We start from the raw sequence: 267 nt of genomic DNA, 5'->3' as shown, positions 1-267 counted from the left end.
GCTCCACGACCTGGACTCGAACCAGGGACCCAATGATTAACAGTCATTTGCTCTACCAACTGAGCTATCGCGGAACTGCATATTTCAATGACAACTGTATAAAAAAAGCGCCCCTGCGGACGCTTTTTTTAAGGTAGCTAATGCGACTGGCATCAGTACCGAATTTTCTACACCCATAACTGCCGGGCAGAAAATGGTCGGGGTAAGGGGATTCGAACTCCTGACATCCTGCTCCCAAAGCAGGCGCGCTACCGGACTGCGCTATAC

At 50.6% G+C, this 267-nt stretch carries 1 tRNA gene; it reads right to left on the bottom strand.

Features of this window, described 5'->3' with window-relative positions:
• Position 1: 1 nt before the first annotated feature.
• Positions 2-74, bottom strand: a tRNA-Asn gene (locus GHN86_RS23240).
• Positions 75-267 lie beyond the last annotated feature (193 nt).

The organism is Pseudomonas helleri, from assembly GCF_009600315.1.
Classification (GTDB): domain Bacteria; phylum Pseudomonadota; class Gammaproteobacteria; order Pseudomonadales; family Pseudomonadaceae; genus Aquipseudomonas; species Aquipseudomonas helleri_A.
Note: the sequence above shows the minus strand (reverse complement) of the source record. Positions and strands in the feature narration are given on the sequence as shown.